The organism is Streptomyces caelestis (genome assembly GCF_001279005.1).
GTDB classification, from domain to species: Bacteria; Actinomycetota; Actinomycetes; order Streptomycetales; family Streptomycetaceae; genus Streptomyces; species Streptomyces heliomycini.
On record NZ_LGCN01000017.1, the window covers coordinates 1 to 13967 of the forward strand.

Below are 13967 nucleotides of genomic sequence, written 5' to 3' on the forward strand. Positions count from 1 at the left end.
GTGGCTTACGGCGTGCGGCGGGGGCCGGGGGCGGGCCGTGGCCGGTAGCCGTGGCGGGCCCGGGTGCGAGGAGCGCCGTGCTCGCGGGTGCGGCGGGTTTCCCGGGCGTGTCCGGGCCCTCGGGCCTCGCTCTCCGGGACGTCTTTCGTACGTCCTCCCGGGGTGCCGCGGTGGTCTCCGCGGAGCCCGGTCAGGACGCCGGAGTCGACGCCCCGCGGCCCGCGAAGCCGGTCCAGGGGGCCGGCTCCGTCCCCTCGCTCTCCTCCTCGTACCAGCCCGTGCCCCCGGATCCGGGAGTGGAGCCGGTCCGTGAGGCCGGGCGCGTCGAGGAGCCAGGCGTGGTCGGGGTCGCCCGGGTCGGGATCGAGGAGGAGGACGGTGGCCCGGGGCGAGCGGCAGTCCGCACAGGCCTACATGCCGCAGCCCCAGTGGGATATGGGCAGCACTCCCTCGGGCCAGGGCCGGCCGGGGTCCTCGCGGCCGCTCTCGTGGTGGGCGAGGTGCTGGGTCACGGCGGCGGGTTCACCGGAGGGTGCGCTGTCCAGCAGGGGCGGCAGTCCGTACTCGGGGCCGAATCCGCCGTCCGCTACGCGCAGCTGGAGCTCGTCGAGCAGCGGGGGCAGGGCGGAGCCCGGCGTGGCCTCGGCACGTGCCGGGGCGGCCGCGTCGATGGGGCCGGGGAGGGAAGGCCGACCCCATGGACGGGTGTTGCGGACCTTGTCCGCCACCTGTGTCGGCAACTGCTCGTGCTCGGTCATGGGTTCATGATGCGGGGCGCCACTGACATGCGCGCGGGCCTGTGGACAACCTCCGGGCTGTGGACGACTCCCGGCCCGTGGCGTGGCCGACGGCTGCGCCTTCCGGCCGGTCAGCGCTGTGTGAACGGCTGGTCGGTGCGCACGATCTCCCGGCCCAGCGGGAACAGCGAGACCGGGATCAGCTTGAAGTTGGCGATGCCGAGCGGGATTCCGATGACCGTCACGCACAGGGCGATGCCGGTGAGGATGTGGCCGAGCGCCAGCCACCAGCCCGCGAGAAGCAGCCACAGCACGTTGACGAGGAAGGAAGGGGCTCCCGCGTCCCGGCGTTCGACCGTCGTGTACCCGAAGGGCCACAGGGCGTAGACGCCGATGCGGAACGCGGCGACGCCGAAGGGGATGCCGATGACCGTGATGCAGAGCAGCGCGCCCGCGAGCAGGTAGCCGAGGAACAGCCAGAAGCCGCTGAAGACGAGCCATATGAGATTCAGGATGGTCTTCACTGGTGGTGACCTGCCATCTTCTCGAGCCGGGCGATGCGTTCCGCCATCGGCGGGTGGGTGGAGAACATTTTCGAGAGCCCCTGGCCCGGACGGAACGGGTTGGCGATCATCATGTGGCTGGCCGTCTCGATGCGGGGCTCGGGGGGCAGGGGGAGCTGTTTGGTGCCGTGTTCCAGTTTGCGCAGGGCGCCGGCGAGGGCGAGCGGATCGCCGGTGAGCTGGGCGCCGGAGGAGTCGGCCTCGTACTCCCGGGAGCGGCTGATGGCCAGCTGGATGAGGGACGCGGCGAGCGGCCCGAGGATCATGATCAGCAGCATGCCGAGGAGACCGGGGCCGTCGTCGTCGTCCGAGCGGCCGATCGGGATCAGCCAGGCGAAGTTGACCAGGAACATGATCACGGAGGCGAGGGCGCCGGCGACCGAGGAGATCAGGATGTCGCGGTTGTAGACGTGGCTGAGCTCGTGGCCGATGACACCGCGCAGCTCCCGCTCGTCGAGCAGGCGCAGGATGCCTTCGGTGCAGCACACGGCGGCGTTGCGCGGGTTGCGGCCGGTGGCGAAGGCGTTGGGGGCCTCGGTCGGGGAGATGTACAGGCGCGGCATGGGCTGGCGGGCCTGGGTGGAGAGCTCGCGGACCATGCGGTACAGCCCCGGGGCCTCGAACTCGCTCACCGGGCGGGCGCGCATCGCGCGCAGGGCCAGTTTGTCGCTGTTCCAGTACGCGTACGCGTTGGTGCCCAGCGCGATCAGGACGGCGACGACGAGCCCCGTGCGGCCGAAGAAGCCGCCGATCACGATGATGAGTGCGGACAGTCCCCCGAGGAGGACCGCTGTCCTGAGCCCGTTGTGCCGGCGGTGCACGGTACGCCCTCCAAATCGTGCGACAGGGGGACCCTCGCTTGCTGATCTTCCTTCTGACCTGCGCTGTCCACCGGTCCGGTGGTGTCACGTCCAGTGGACCCTCCCGTACCCGTCAACGCGAGGCGAAGGGCACTAGTTCCCTTGTGCGCGCGGTGGCGCGTGTCAACCGTCCGGGTGACGACCCGTCCCGGGCGTTCCTGGACCGCGCGCGTGGGGGTCGGGTGCCTCCACGCGCGTGCCGGGCGGGGCCCGGTGGTCAGAAGAGCCCGGTGCCGGTGAAGCGCAGGACCAGCTGGGGGGCGCCGGACAGGGCGACGCCGAGGACGCCGGTCAGGGCGAGGGCGGCGGTGAGGGGGGCGGGGAGCCGGTGCCTCACCGGTTCGCCCTCGGGGGCGCGGAACAGCAGGGCCGTCCACCGGAGGTAGTAGACCAGCGCGATGACGACGTTGACGGCCATGACGACGGCGAGCCAGCCCAGTCCGGCGTCGACGGCCGCGGAGAAGACGGTGACCTTGGCGAAGAGGCCGATGACGCCCGGCGGGAGCCCGGCGAGGCAGAGCAGGAAGAAGCCCAGGAGGAGCGCGGTGAGAGGGCTGGAGGCGTAGAGGCCGCGGTAGTCGGCGACGCGGTTGAGCCGGTGCGCGCGGCCGACGAGGGCGGCCACGGCGAACGCGCCCAGGTTCACGGCGCCGTACATGAGGGCGTAGGCGACGGTGGAGCCGATCGACCTCTCGGCGTCGTCGGAGTACGCGGCGGCGGCGATCGGCACCAGGAGGTAGCCGGCCTGGCCGACGGACGACCAGGCGAGGAGGCGTACCGCGCTGTGCGCGCGCGTGGCCTGCTGTCGCAGGGCCCCCACGTTGCCGACGGTCATGGTGAGGGCGGCCAGCGCGGCGAGGGCCGGGCCCCAGACGTCGGCGTACGACGGGAGGGCGACGACGGTGACGAGGACGATCCCGGAGAAGCCGACGGCCTTGCCGATGACCGACAGGTAGGCGGCGACGGGCAGGGGGGCGCCCACGTAGGTGTCGGGGACCCAGAAGTGGAAGGGGACGGCGGCGGTCTTGAAGGCGAAGCCGACGAGGGTCAGGACGACGCCGGTCTGCGTGAGGGTGTGGAGCTGTCCGTCGACGTGCTGGACGCGTTCGGCGACCAGGGTGAGGTGGAGGGTCCCGGTGGCGGCGTAGACGAAGCTGATGCCCAGCAGGCTGACCGCGGTGGCGGTGACGGAGGACAGGAAGAACTTCAGGGCCGCTTCGGAGGACTTCCGGTCCCCGTGCCGCAGGCCGACCAGGGCGAAGGCGGGCAGGGAGGCGACCTCCAGGGCGACGACGAGGGTCGCGAGGTCGCGGGAGGCGGGCAGGAGGGCGGCGCCGGCCGCGGAGGAGAGGAACAGGAACCAGTACTCGCCCTCGGGGAGCCGCTTGCCCTCGTCCTTCAGGACGGTGACCGACAGGAGGGCGGCCAGGAGGGCGCCGCCGAGGACCAGGAACTGGATGACGAGGGTGAAGCGGTCCGCGGTGTAGCTGCACGCGCCTGCGTCGCCGGCCAGGCAGAAGGTGCTGCGGTCGGCGTCGAGGAGGGGCAGCAGCATGAGCGTGGCGGCGGCGAGTCCGGCCACCGGGAGCAGGCCGAGGAGCGGCTTCCTGGCCTCGCTCACGAAGAGGTCGGCGACGAGGACGACGAGTCCGACGACCGCCGCGATGGTGGGCGGCGCGATGGCCAGCCAGTCGACGGACTGGACGAGGGAGCTCATCGGGTGCCTCCTGCGAGGAGCTGCTGCACGGCCGGGTCGGTCAGTCCGAGAAGGATCTTGGGCCAGAGCCCGGCGACGACGGTGAGGACGACGAGCGGGGTCCAGGCCGCGAACTCGTGGGAGCGCACGTCGGTGAGGCGCGGGGTGTCCTGGGGTGCGGCGCCCATGCAGACCCTGCGGACCACGATCAGCAGGTAGGCGGCCGTCAGCAGGGTGCCGAACGCGCCGATGGCCATGAAGGTGAGGAAGGCGGGGCGGCTGAGGCCTTCGGCGGGGTCGAAGGCGCCGAACAGGGCGAGCATCTCGCCCCAGAATCCGGCGAGGCCGGGCAGGCCGAGGGAGGCGACGGCGGCGAAGGCGAGCAGGCCGCCGAGGCGCGGGGCCCTGCCGTAGAGGGCGGCGCCGGTCTCCTTCGCGAGGGCGTCGAGGTCGGTGCTGCCGGTGCGGTCCTTGAGGGCGCCGACCAGGAAGAACAGCAGGCCGGTGATGAGGCCGTGGGCGACGTTGGCGAACAGGGCTCCGTTGACGCCGGTCGGGGTCATGGTCGCGATGCCGAGGAGGACGAAGCCCATGTGGCCCACGGAGGAGTAGGCGATGAGGCGTTTGAGGTCGCCCTTCGCGCCCCGCTTGGCGAGGGCCAGGCAGGCGAGGGATCCGTAGATGACGCCGACGACGGCGAACGCGGCGAGGTACGGCGCGAAGGTGCGGAAGCCGTCCGGCGCGGCGGGCAGCAGGATGCGGACGAACCCGTACGTGCCCATCTTCAGCAGGACGCCGGCCAGCAGGACGGAGCCGACGGTCGGGGCGGCGGTGTGGGCGTCGGGCAGCCAGCTGTGCAGCGGCCACATCGGGGTCTTGACCGCGAGCCCGATCCCGATCGCCAGTACGGCGATGACCTGCACGGACGCGGTCAGCGACCGGCCGTTGTCAGTGGCGAGTGCCACCATGTCGAACGTGCCCGCCTCGATTCCGATCAGGAGCAGGCCGAGCAGCATGACCACGGAGCCGAGCAGCGTGTAGAGGATGAACTTCCAGGCGGCCTCGGCCCGGCCCTCGCCGCCCCAGCGGGCGATGAGGAAGTACATCGGGACGAGGACCGTCTCGAAGGCGAGGAAGAACAGGATCAGGTCGAGGACGGCGAAGGTCGCGAGGGTGCCGGACTCGAGGACGAGCAGCAGGGCGACGAAGGCCTTCGGGGACGGTCCCGTGGGCGGCTTGACGTACGAGTGGAGCGCGCAGAGGAAGGCCAGCAGCGCGGTCAGGACCAGGAGGGGGAGGGAGATGCCGTCGGTGCCGAGGTGGATGCGCACGTCCAGTGCGGGGATCCAGCTGATGTCGGTCGTGGCCTGCATCTTCGACGGCTGGTCGTGGTCGAAGCCGAGCGCGAGGACGATCGCCGCGACGAGGATCGCGCCGGTGACGGTCACGCCGTGGCGGAGCACCGCCTGGTCGGGTGACTTCCCCTTCAGTCCGGGCGGGGCCGGCAGGAGGGCGGCGGCGGCGCCGAGGAGCGGGCCGACGACGATGAACGCCAGGAGGAACCGCATCACGGACTCGTTGATATCGATCACGCCTGCTCACGCTCCCGTGGCGACGAGGACGGCGGCGACCGCGAGGACGACGGTGCCGGCGAGCAGCACGCTCACATAGGTCTGCAGATTGCCGGTCTGGGCCCGTCGCACGGCGGCGCCGAGCCAGCGGGGCAGTGTGCCCGCGCCGCGTACGTAGGTGTCGACGACCTCGCGGTCGAGGAACCGCACGAGGCTCGCGCCGGCCCGGACCGGGCGGACGAAGAGCGCCGTGTACAGGGCGTCCAGGTGGAAGCCGGCGGCCGCGGGGCGGTGCAGCGGGCCGAGCAGCAGCCGCCCGGGGTCCGACGGGTCGGGTGCGTACGCGATGTCCCCGTAGGCCGGTTCGTGGGTGGCGATGGCCTCCGCCTCGACCAGTCCGGCGTCGCCCTCGGGGTGGGCGGCGACGGCTCCGAGGGGGACACGGGCCGCCGCGTGCGCGGTGGTGTGCCGCCAGGTGGCGTAGGTGATGATGCCGCCGACCAGGGCCACGCCCGTGCCGAGCACGGAGGTGGTGGGTGTCGGGGTCAGGTCGTGGCCGTCGAACCAGTCGGGCAGCACGCGGAAGGCGAGGCCGCCGAGCGCGAGGGACGGGACGGCGAGCACCCACAGCACCGTGGTCATCGTCAGCGGCTGCCTGCCGTGGTCGGGTGCTTCGGCGCCGTACCCGCGGAAGGCCAGCAGCCACAGGCGCATCGCGTACGCGGCGGTCAGCAGGGCGGTGACGAGGCCGGCGAGGAGGACGATCCAGCCCGCCGCGGCGGGCGCGTGTCCGGTGTGGCCGGTGACGACGTGCTCGGCGGCCCCGAGGACGGCCTCCTTGGAGAAGAAGCCGCTGAACGGCGGGATCGCGGCGAGCGCGAGGAGCGCCACGGTCATCGTCCAGTAGGCGTCGGGGACCCGGTCCCGCAGGTGGCCCATGCGGGACATGGTGGCCAGCGAGTTGGTGCCGGCGGCGTGGATGATCACGCCGGCCGCGAGGAACAGCAGTGCCTTGAAGGCGCCGTGGGACAGGAGGTGGAAGACGGCGGCCCCGCGGTCGGCGACGGCGAGGGCGCCGGTCATGTAGCCGAGCTGACCGATCGTCGAGTAGGCGAGGACGCGTTTGATGTCGTCCTGGGCGAGCGCGGCGAGCGCCGAGCCCGTCATGGTCACGGCGGCCATGACGGCGAGGACGGTCATCGCGGCCTGCGAGGCCTCGAAGAGCGGGAGGAGACGGGCGATGAAGTAGACACCGGCGGCGACCATGGTCGCGGCGTGGATCAGCGCGGAGACGGGGGTGGGGCCCGCCATCGCGTCGGGGAGCCAGGTGTGCAGCGGGAATTGCGCGGACTTGCCGGCCACGCCCGCCAGGAGCAGCAGGGCGATGAGCGTGGGGTGTTCGATGCCGCCGTTCGCGACGGCGGCGAGGATCCGGGTGACGCGGAAGGACCCGGCGTCGGTGGCCAGGGCGAACAGGCCGATGAGGAAGGGGACGTCGCCGAGCTTGGTGACCAGGAAGGCCTTGAGGGAGGCGGCGCGGGCCTCGGGGGTCTCCCAGTAGTGGCCGACGAGGAAGTAGGAGCAGATGCCCATGACTTCCCAGCCGACCAGCAGCACCATCAGGTCGCCGGAGTAGACGACCAGGAGCATCGCGGAGGTGAACAGGGAGACGAGGGCGGCGTAGGAGGGGTAGCGCGGGTCGTCGCGCAGATAGCCCGTCGAGTAGATCTGCACGCAGGCGGCGACGACGGTGACCAGGACGGCGGTCAGCGCGGCGAATCCGTCGATGTACAGGGCGAGTTCGATCGGGACCGAGCCGGTGGGGGTGAGCTCGGTCGCGGTGTCGACGGCCTGGCCCCCGCCCTGGCGCCAGGCGACCGTGGCGGCCAGGGCGAGGGAGGCGAGCGTCGGCAGGACGGCGAGCGGGCGGACGAGGCCGGGGACCGTGCGGCCCAGGAGCAGCCCGGCGAGCGCGCCGAGGAACGGAAGGAGGGGAACAAGGACGGCGAGGGTGGTCGTGGTCACGCGGTGGCCTCGGCCTTCTCGCCGGCCGTCCGGGGTACGGGGGTCTCGCGGCCGGTGGCGTCGCTGTCGGGGCCGTCGGGCTCGTGGCCCTCGGCGGTGTCGCGGAGCTTGTCGATGTCCGAGGTGCCGCGGTTGCGGTACACGGCGAGGACGATCGCCAGGCCGATGCCGATCTCGGCGGCGGCGATGGCGATGGTGAACAGGGTGAGGGCCTGGCCGGAGTGCAGGGTCTCCTCGGCGGTCCGGCTGAGCCAGACGTCGAAGGCGACCAGGTTCAGGTTGACGGCGTTGAGCATCAGCTCGACCGACATCAGGACCAGGATCGCGTTGCGGCGGGCGAGGACGCCGTACAGGCCGGTGCAGAAGAGGAGGGCGGACAGGACGGCGGGATAGGCGAGGTGCATCAGCGGGCCCCTTCCGTGTCGCGCCGGGCGTCCGTCGCGCCGGACGCGGCGTCGGCCTTCGCCTTGCGGGACAGGACGATCGCGCCGACGAGGGCGGCGAGGAGGAGGACGGAGAGTGCCTCGAAGGGGAGGACCCAGTGCTGGAAGAGGCTCGCGCCGGTCACCTCGGTGGAGCCGGCGGGGGCGCCGTCCAGGTCGATCCAGGTGGTCCGGAAGGCGTCCACGACCACCCACACCAGGGCGGCCGCGGCGGCGACGGCCACGGCCAGGGCGACCCGGCGGTTGCCGGAGTCGGCGTCCGGTGAGCGGCCGATGGGGGCCCGGGTGAGCATCAGCCCGAACAGGAGGAGGACGACGACGGAACCGACGTAGACGAGGACCTGCACCCAGGCGATGAACTCCGCGGTGAGCAGGAGGTACTCGACGGCGAGGCCGCCGAGGGCCACCACCAGCCACAGCGCGGCGTGCACCAGCTGCCGGGTGGTGACGGTGATGACGGCGGCCCCGAAGGTGACCAGGCCGACGAGGAGGAAGGCGATCTCCACCCCGGTCGGGGAGAGGAAGCCGCGGGACTCGGCCGCCAGGTTCACGGTGCCGGCCGCGAGGCCGCCGAGGGTCGCTGCGGGGGTCATTCCCGGCCCTCCTGCCGCGGCTGGTCCGCCTGTTGCTTCGACTCGCCCGCCGGTCGTGCGGGCGACTCGGCGGCACGGGCCTGTTCGTCGGCGTGCGGCTCCGTGCCGGCCGATGGCGCCGAAGGCGGGGCCGTCGCCTCCGCGGCCTGGGCGGCGAGCTTGTCGGCGGTCTTGCGGGCGGCGGCGAGTTCCTTCGGCTCCTCGGCGCCGGGGTCGAGGGCGGGCGGGGCCGGGACGGTCCACATCCATGCGCGGAGCTTGTCGCGCTCGTGGGTGAGGTCGCGGATGTCGGTCTCGGCGTACTCGAACTCCGGGGACCAGAAGAGGGCGTCGAAGGGACAGACCTCGATGCAGATGCCGCAGTACATGCACAGGGAGAAGTCGATGGCGAAGCGGTCGAGGACGTTGCGGCTGCGTTCGCGGCCGCCGGGGGCCGCCGCCGGGACCGTCTCCTTGTGGGAGTCGATGTAGATGCACCAGTCCGGGCACTCGCGGGCGCACAGCATGCAGACCGTGCAGTTCTCCTCGAACAGGCCGATCACTCCGCGGGTGCGGGGCGGGAGGTCGGGCTGGGTGTCCGGGTACGGGGCGGTGACGGACTTCCTCGTCATCGTCCGCAGGGTGACGGCCAGGCCCTTGGCCAGGCCGGAGCCGGGGATCGGGGCCACTAGAGGAACACCACCTTGACGACGCCGGTGAGGGCGATCTGAGCGAGGGACAGGGGGACGAGGAGGGTCCAGGAGAACTTCTGGAGCTGGTCCTCGCGCATGCGGGGGTAGGTGACGCGGAGCCAGATGACGACGAAGGCGAGGACCGCGGTCTTCAGCAGGGTCCAGACCCAGCCGAGCCCGTCGGCGCCCCAGGGGCCGTGCCAGCCGCCCAGGAAGAGGACGGTGGTCAGGCCGCACAGGACGACGATCCCGGCGTACTCGGCGAGGAGGAAGAGGGCGAAGCGCAGGCCGGTGTACTCGGTGTACGCGCCGAAGATGATCTCCGAGTCGGCGACCGGCATGTCGAAGGGCGGGCGCTGGAGTTCGGCGAGGCCGGCGACGAAGAAGACGAGCGCGCCGGTGATCTGCCAGGGCAGCCACCACCACTCGAACGCGTCGAGGATGCCGACGAGGGAGACGGTGCCGGCCGCCATCGCCACCGAGGCGGCGGTGAGCAGCATCGGGAGTTCGTAGGAGAGGAGCTGGGCGGCGGTGCGCAGGCCGCCGAGGAGGGAGAACTTGTTGGCGGAGGCCCAGCCGGCCATGAGCGAGCCGAGGACGCCGACCCCCATGACGGCGAGGACGAAGAACACGCCCGCGTCGATCACCTGGCCGACCGCGCCCTCGCCCGGTCCGATCGGAAGGGCGAGCAGGACGAGGAGGTACGGCAGGAGGGCGACGGCGGGGGCGAGCTGGAAGACGCGCCGGTCCGCGCCGGCCGGGACCACGTCCTCCTTCTGCGCGAACTTCACGCCGTCGGCGATGAGCTGGGCCCAGCCGTGGAAGCCGCCGGCGTACATCGGGCCGAGGCGGCCCTGCATGTGGGCCATCACCTTGTGCTCGGCCTGGCCCACGATCAGGGGGAAGGTGAGGAAGACGAGGAACACGACCAGGAGTCGCAGGGCGACGTCGAGCACGTCGTTCACCGCGCGCCTCCTGAGGGGTCTTCGGGGGTGGGGTTCCCGGGGTCGCCTTCGGTCTCCGGGCGGGGCTCGGGGGCCGCGTCGGCATCGGCGTCGGGAGCCGCTTCGGCCTCGCGTGCCGGACCGGGGCCGGCCTCGGTGCCGGCCTCGGGCTCCGCCTCCGCCTCGGGTCGGGTGAAGGCCGGGCGGGCGTGGTGCCAGGGGGCGTCCGGGCTGCGGGGAGCGGCGGGAGGCCTTCGGTCCCGGCTGTCCTCGGTGGGCACGGGGGCGGACGCGTCGCCCGCTGCCGCGGGTTCGCCGGACGCTTCCGGAGCCCTCGATGCGGCGCGCCGGCTCGCGGACCCCTCGGACGCGGTGCGCGCCCGGCGGGGGCCGTCGGCCGCGGGAGTACCGGAACGCTGCGACGCCGACCCCTCGCTCGCGCTCCGCGCACGTCGTGCGGGGGCGGCGGTCGGCTCGGGGGACGCCTCCGCGGCCTGGCTCGCGGAACCCTCCGCCGCCGTGCGGGTGCGGCGGGGCGGGGCCGTGGGCCGGTCGGGGGCCTCCGGGGCGGCCGACTGGCTCGCCGAGCCCTCCGCCGCCGTGCGGGTGCGGCGCGGGCGGTCTCCTGCCGCTCCTGCCGCTCCTGCCGCTCGTGTCGCGCCTGCCGCCGTCCGGCCCGCGCCCCGGGCCGGGCGGGCCGGGGCCGGGGGGAGCCGGCCCTTGAGAGGGCCCCATTCGTTCGGGTCGGGGACGCCGGGGGGAAGCATCTGGCGGCGCTTGGGGCCGCCGTGCGCCGCGCCCGCCGCGGGCTCCCCGGGTTCCTTGGCGCCGGGCCAGGCCTTGGCGACCCGGGCCGCGAGGACGAAGTCCTTGCGCAGGGGGTGGCCCTCGAAGTCGTCCGGCAGGAGGAGGTGGTCCAGGCCCGGGTGGCCCGTGAAGTCGACGCCGAACATCTCGTGCGTCTCGCGTTCGTGCCAGGCCGCGCCCGCGTAGACGTCCACCGCGGAGGGCAGCACCGGGGCCTCGTGCGGCACCGTGGTGCGCAGCAGCAGGCGCCGTACCGGGGCCAGGGCGGCGACGTGCGCCGTGACGCGGAACCCGGCGCCGGGTTCGTCGACCGCGCTCAGCCAGTCGAAGAAGGTGCAGCCGACCCGGTCGCGCGCGGCCTCCAGCGCGGTGATCCAGGAGGCGGGCGGTACGTCGACGGTCAGGACGCCGTACGACTCCTCCGCCGTGGCCCCCGGCCCGAACAGCTCCTCGGCGCCGGCGGGGAGCCAGCCGGCCGCGGTCATCGGCCCTCCCCCTCACCGGACGGCGCCGGCGGCCGGACCGGCCCGCTCCGCAGCGCCGCCGCGGACGGCCGCGCGCCGCCGCCGGATCCGTACCGCTCCCCCAGCGACTCCCGTGCGATCTTCTCCTGGAGCTTCAGGATCCCCTGGAGCAGCGCCTCGGGCCGGGGCGGGCAGCCGGGGACGTAGACGTCGACCGGGATGATCTGGTCCACGCCCTTGGTGACGGAGTAGGAGTCCCAGTACGGGCCGCCGCAGTTGCTGCACGCGCCGAAGGAGATGACGTACTTGGGCTCGGGCATCTGCTCGTACAGGCGCTTCACCGCGGGCGCCATCTTGTCCGTGACCGTGCCGGAGACGACCATCAGGTCGGCCTGGCGCGGTCCGGGCGCGAAGGGGATGACGCCGAGGCGGATGAAGTCGTGGCGGGCCATCGACGCGGCGATGAACTCGATCGCGCAGCAGGCGAGGCCGAAGTTGAAGACCCACAGCGAGTAGCGGCGGCCCCAGTTGAGGACCACCTTCATCGGCTCGGGGGCGAGCCGGGCGAGCGCGCCGAGCCGCTTCGGTTCCGGGAGCAGGACGGGCTCGGGGGCGGCGGGGTTCACGTCCATGTCAGGACGCCCTTCTTGTATGCGTACAGCAGTCCCACGGCGAGGAAGCCGAGGAAGACGAACATCTCCACGAGGGTGGTCGCGCCGTAGCCGTCGGCGGCGAAGACGGTCGCCCAGGGGAAGAGGAAGATCGAGTCGACGGCGAAGATCACGTAGAGGAAGGCGTAGACGTAGTAGCGGACCTGGGTGTGGGCCCAGCCCTCGCCGACGGGGTCGACTCCGCACTCGTACGTCAGGAGCTTCTCGGGCGTGGGGACCACCGGCCGCAGCAGGCGTCCCGCCCCGAAGGCGACGGCGACGAACAGCAGGCCGACGACGGCGAGCAGTCCGACGACCGAGTAGGACTGGAAGTAGTCCGCCGCGACGACGGTCGTTTCCCGCACGTCCGCCCCTCACTCCCTTGATCGGCGCCCTGACCCGTGTCTGTGCCGTGCCCGTGATCCGTACCGGTGAACGTCACGGTTCGGCGATCCGTACGCACGGGAGTCTAGGCCCTCATAAATGCACCGTAAGCAGCCCGTCATCGCTCGGCATGCGGGGGTGGGGTTTTCCTCAGTGCGTCCTGGCGGTCCGCCTCATGGCGCGGGCCCCCGGTTCCGGGCACGCTGGGCCCATGACCGAACCTTTCCCGAGTCCGGGCACGCCCGTGACGGCAGTCGCGGAACCGGCCGACCGCGGCGACCGCCCGCCACCGGCCCGCTTCGCGTACGACGTGCACACCTGGAAGGAGGTCGCCCACCTCCTGGCGAACCTGCCGGCGTCGCTGGCCGGCTTCGTCTACACGGTGACCATGCTGTCCACCGGCGCCGGGCTGACCGTGACGGTGATCGGGTTCCCGCTGCTCGCGCTCGGGCTGATGGGCTCCCGGCTGCTGGGCAGGATGGAGCGGGCGCGGGCGAGGAAGCTGCTCGGGGTGCGGGTGGAGGAGCCGAGCCGGCTGCCGTGGGGCGGCGGCACCGGAGGGTTCTGGCAGTCGCTGTGGATGGCGCTGCGGGACCCGGTGGGCTGGCGCACGGTGCTGTACGCGCTGATACGGCTGCCGTGGGGCGTCCTCACCTTCACCGTCACGCTGACCGGTCTGTTCGTGCTGTGGCCGGTGCTGCCGTTCGTCGTGCGGGGCCTGGCCAACGCCGACCGGGCGATGGTGCGCGGTCTGCTGTCGCCCTCCGACGAACTGGAGCGGCGCATCGCCGAGCTGGAGTCCGACCGGGGCGTGGTGGTCGACACGGCGGCGGCGGACCTGCGGCGCATCGAGCGCGATCTGCACGACGGGGCGCAGGCCCGGCTGGTCAATCTGGCGATGGGTCTGGGCCTGGCCAAGGAGAAGCTGCTGGAGGATCCCGACGCCGCGGCCTCGATGGTCGAGGAGGCGCACGGCGAGGTGAAGCTGGCGTTGCAGGAGCTGCGGGACCTGGCCCGCGGCATCCATCCGGCGGTGCTGACCGACCGGGGCCTGGACGCCGCGCTGTCCTCGGTCGCCTCGCGGTGCACGGTGCCGGTGCGGGTGACGGTCGACCTCGACGAGCGGCCGGCCGCCGCCATCGAGGGCATCGCCTACTTCACCGTCTCGGAGCTGCTGCAGAACATCAGCAAGCACAGCCGGGCCCGGTCGGCCTCGGTGGAGGTGTGGCGGTCGGAGGGCCGGCTGCTCGTCCAGGTGTGGGACGACGGGCGCGGGGGCGCGAGCCTGGACGGCGGGACGGGCATGCGGGGGCTCGCCGACCGGATGGGCGCGGTGGACGGGCTGTTCGTCGTGGACTCGCCGGAGGGCGGTCCGACGACGGTGACGGCGGAGCTGCCGTGGCGCGACCGTTCCGGCGCCCTGGCCGGGGACACGGGCAGGGCCGGGAGGACGGCCGAGAAGGCGTCCGTCCGCGGCCGGGGGTAGGGAAAACCCCCGCCCGGGACTGCGACGGCCTCCATGGTCCGCCGGCCTGCGGCCAAGGAGTCTGGAGGTACGA

Annotated in this window: 13 protein-coding genes and 1 pseudogene; 1 reads left to right on the forward strand and 13 read right to left on the reverse strand. The window is 73.0% G+C overall.

All coding sequences use genetic code 11. From position 1 onward, the window contains the following. Positions 1-190: 190 nt before the first annotated feature. The 13 genes and pseudogenes from ADK41_RS02465 to ADK41_RS02525 form a co-directional block, all read right to left on the reverse strand. A pseudogene (locus ADK41_RS02465) lies at positions 191-758 on the reverse strand (SMI1/KNR4 family protein). Positions 759-868: 110 nt separating this feature from the next. Next, the gene (locus tag ADK41_RS02470) at positions 869-1261 is read right to left on the reverse strand and encodes a YccF domain-containing protein (RefSeq protein ID WP_030823439.1); all 393 of its coding nucleotides are present in this window, start codon (positions 1259-1261) and stop codon (positions 869-871) included. After that, the gene (gene htpX, locus ADK41_RS02475) at positions 1258-2121 is read right to left on the reverse strand and encodes a zinc metalloprotease HtpX (protein ID WP_030823436.1); all 864 of its coding nucleotides are present in this window, start codon (positions 2119-2121) and stop codon (positions 1258-1260) included. The genes ADK41_RS02470 and htpX overlap by 4 nt, the downstream gene beginning before the upstream one ends. 256 nt (positions 2122-2377) lie before the next feature. Next, positions 2378-3877 carry an NADH-quinone oxidoreductase subunit N gene (locus tag ADK41_RS02480; protein ID WP_030823433.1) on the reverse strand — a complete coding sequence of 500 codons (1500 nt, stop codon included), beginning with the start codon at positions 3875-3877 and terminating at the stop codon, positions 2378-2380. Further along, positions 3874-5448 (reverse strand): complex I subunit 4 family protein, encoded by a 1575-nt coding sequence (locus ADK41_RS02485; protein WP_030823430.1) that lies wholly within the window; start codon positions 5446-5448, stop codon positions 3874-3876. Before ADK41_RS02485 ends, ADK41_RS02480 begins: the two co-directional genes overlap by 4 nt. A 6-nt stretch (positions 5449-5454) precedes the next feature. Then, positions 5455-7452, reverse strand: coding sequence for an NADH-quinone oxidoreductase subunit 5 family protein (locus ADK41_RS02490; protein WP_030823427.1), 1998 nt, complete (start codon positions 7450-7452; stop codon positions 5455-5457). Next, on the reverse strand, positions 7449-7856 hold the full coding sequence (nuoK, locus tag ADK41_RS02495) for an NADH-quinone oxidoreductase subunit NuoK (protein WP_030823424.1): 408 nt from the start codon (positions 7854-7856) through the stop codon (positions 7449-7451). Before nuoK ends, ADK41_RS02490 begins: the two co-directional genes overlap by 4 nt. After that, positions 7856-8488 (reverse strand): NADH-quinone oxidoreductase subunit J family protein, encoded by a 633-nt coding sequence (locus ADK41_RS02500; protein WP_030823421.1) that lies wholly within the window; start codon positions 8486-8488, stop codon positions 7856-7858. The genes nuoK and ADK41_RS02500 overlap by 1 nt, the downstream gene beginning before the upstream one ends. Beyond that, entirely contained in the window at positions 8485-9156 is a 672-nt protein-coding gene (locus ADK41_RS02505; RefSeq protein ID WP_030823417.1) for a NuoI/complex I 23 kDa subunit family protein, read from the reverse strand. The genes ADK41_RS02500 and ADK41_RS02505 overlap by 4 nt, the downstream gene beginning before the upstream one ends. After that, positions 9156-10124 (reverse strand): complex I subunit 1/NuoH family protein, encoded by a 969-nt coding sequence (locus ADK41_RS02510; RefSeq protein ID WP_030823414.1) that lies wholly within the window; start codon positions 10122-10124, stop codon positions 9156-9158. Before ADK41_RS02510 ends, ADK41_RS02505 begins: the two co-directional genes overlap by 1 nt. After that, positions 10121-11395: an NADH-quinone oxidoreductase subunit C gene (locus ADK41_RS02515; RefSeq protein WP_030823411.1), complete on the reverse strand. Its 1275-nt coding sequence runs from the start codon at positions 11393-11395 to the stop codon at positions 10121-10123. Before ADK41_RS02515 ends, ADK41_RS02510 begins: the two co-directional genes overlap by 4 nt. Next, positions 11392-12006, reverse strand: a complete 615-nt coding sequence (locus tag ADK41_RS02520) for an NADH-quinone oxidoreductase subunit B (RefSeq protein ID WP_030823408.1) — start codon at positions 12004-12006, stop codon at positions 11392-11394. The genes ADK41_RS02515 and ADK41_RS02520 overlap by 4 nt, the downstream gene beginning before the upstream one ends. After that, the gene (locus tag ADK41_RS02525) at positions 11997-12389 is read right to left on the reverse strand and encodes an NADH-quinone oxidoreductase subunit A (protein WP_030823404.1); all 393 of its coding nucleotides are present in this window, start codon (positions 12387-12389) and stop codon (positions 11997-11999) included. The genes ADK41_RS02520 and ADK41_RS02525 overlap by 10 nt, the downstream gene beginning before the upstream one ends. 230 nt (positions 12390-12619) lie before the next feature. On the opposite strand from ADK41_RS02525, the gene ADK41_RS02530 reads away from it, so the two are divergent. Next, positions 12620-13894, forward strand: a complete 1275-nt coding sequence (locus tag ADK41_RS02530) for a sensor histidine kinase (protein WP_030823399.1) — start codon at positions 12620-12622, stop codon at positions 13892-13894. Positions 13895-13967 lie beyond the last annotated feature (73 nt).

What these genes read in the sequence shown, in the direction of transcription:
- ADK41_RS02480 (WP_030823433.1), bottom strand. Translation starts at nt 3,877, where the DNA reads ATGAGCTCCCTCGTCCAGTCCGTCGACTGGCTGGCCATCGCGCCGCCC.
- ADK41_RS02520 (WP_030823408.1), bottom strand. Translation starts at nt 12,006, where the DNA reads ATGGACGTGAACCCCGCCGCCCCCGAGCCCGTCCTGCTCCCGGAACCG.
- ADK41_RS02515 (WP_030823411.1), bottom strand. Translation starts at nt 11,395, where the DNA reads ATGACCGCGGCCGGCTGGCTCCCCGCCGGCGCCGAGGAGCTGTTCGGG.
- ADK41_RS02500 (WP_030823421.1), bottom strand. Translation starts at nt 8,488, where the DNA reads ATGACCCCCGCAGCGACCCTCGGCGGCCTCGCGGCCGGCACCGTGAAC.
- ADK41_RS02530 (WP_030823399.1), top strand. Translation starts at nt 12,620, where the DNA reads ATGACCGAACCTTTCCCGAGTCCGGGCACGCCCGTGACGGCAGTCGCG.
- nuoK (WP_030823424.1), bottom strand. Translation starts at nt 7,856, where the DNA reads ATGCACCTCGCCTATCCCGCCGTCCTGTCCGCCCTCCTCTTCTGCACC.